Genomic DNA, 1,464 nt, shown 5'->3' on the forward strand with positions numbered 1-1,464 from the left:
GGCCGGGGCCGTCTTACAAGGCGCTGCGCGCGGCGGCGATCCGGTCGGGATCCCAGCCGGGCCGGGGGACGGACTCCAGCAGCAGCCGGGTGTAGGCGTGCTGCGGGGAGTCCAGGACGTGGGCGGTGGGGCCGGATTCGACGATCCGTCCGTGGCGCATCACGACGACCTCGTCGGTGACGCAGCGGACGACGCCGAGGTCGTGGGTGATGAACAGGTAGCCGATGCCGGTCCGTTCGCGGATGTCGGAGAGCAGGTTGAGGACCTGCGCCTGCACGGAGACGTCCAGCGCGGCGACCGCCTCGTCCAGCACCAGGACGGCCGGCTGGACGGCCAACGCCCTTGCGATGGCGACGCGTTGGCGCTGGCCGCCGGAGAGCTGCCGGGGCAGCGCGTCGGCCGCCCGGGTGCCGAGGCCGACCTGGTCGAGGAGTTCGCGGACGCGGGCCGCGTGGTCGGTGCCGGGGAAGTGCAGCCGCAGGGTCTCGCGCAGCACGTCCTCGACGCTGGTGCGCGGGTCCAGGGAGAGGTACGGGTCCTGGAAGACCATCTGGACCTCGCGGGCGCGGGCCAGCCGCCCGGCCCTCCCCCGCACCCGGCCGGCCCGGGCCCGGCCCCGGACGGCGACCCGTCCCTCGTCGGCCTGTTCGAGGCCGACGACGATCCGGGCGGTGGTCGTCTTGCCGGAGCCGGACTCGCCCACGATGCCGAGCGATCCGCCGGCCGCGAGGGTGAAGGAGACGTCGTCCACCGCCCGTACGGTGCCGAAGGTCCGGCACAGTCCGGTGACCTCCAGTACGGCCTCAGGCATCGGGGCGGCTCCCTTCGAGCGGGTGGTGGCAGGCGACCGGGCCCGGCGCCGGGGTCTCCTCGCGGCACAGGCCGATCGCGCGGGGGCACCGGGGGGCGAACGCGCAGCCTGTCAACTCCTCGCGCAGGTCCGGTGGTTGGCCGTCGATGGCGGCGAGTCGACCGCCCCTGGGGTCCAGCCCCGGGGTGGCGGCCAGCAGCGCGGCGGTGTAGGGGTGGCGGGGCCGGGCGAAGAGCGCCGCGGCGGGGCCGCTCTCGACGATCCGGCCGGCGTACATGACGTGGACCCGGTCGCTGATGGCGGCGGCGAGGCCGAGGTCGTGGGTGACGAACAGCAGGCCGGTGCCGAAGCGTTGGCGCAGCCGGCCGAGGAGGGCGACGACCTCGGCCTGGCTGGTGACGTCGAGCGCGGTGGTGGGCTCGTCGGCGAGCAGCAGGACCGGGTCGCCCATCAGCGCGGCGGCGATCATGACGCGTTGGAGCATGCCGCCGGACAGCTGGCCGGGGTAGCGGCGCAGCAGTTCCGGGCCGAGGCCCACGGCGTCGAGCAGTTCGACCGCGCGCCGGTCGGCGTCCTCCCGGCTCGTCCGGCCGCCGAGGCGGACGCCCTCGGTGAGGAAGTCGCCGACGCGGCGCAGCGGGTTGATGGCGGCC

The 1,464-nt window shown here is 75.5% G+C and carries 2 protein-coding genes; both read right to left on the reverse strand.

The window, feature by feature from the left end; translation table 11 throughout:
- Positions 1 to 13 precede the first annotated feature (13 nt).
- Positions 14 to 811: an ABC transporter ATP-binding protein gene (locus ACFU6K_RS38895; protein ID WP_380671377.1), complete on the reverse strand. Its 798-nt coding sequence runs from the start codon at positions 809 to 811 to the stop codon at positions 14 to 16.
- Positions 804 to 1,464, reverse strand: a 661-nt coding sequence (locus tag ACFU6K_RS38900; RefSeq protein WP_380671379.1) for an ABC transporter ATP-binding protein, incomplete at its 5' end; no start/stop codon positions are given. The genes ACFU6K_RS38895 and ACFU6K_RS38900, both read right to left, overlap by 8 nt.

The sequence above is a fragment of the Kitasatospora sp. NPDC057512 genome (assembly GCF_042802135.1).
GTDB lineage: Bacteria > Actinomycetota > Actinomycetes > Streptomycetales > Streptomycetaceae > Kitasatospora.

Excerpts from the sequence above, each read along its gene's own strand:
- ACFU6K_RS38895 (WP_380671377.1), bottom strand. The coding sequence starts at position 811 with ATGCCTGAGGCCGTACTGGAGGTCACCGGACTGTGCCGGACCTTCGGC.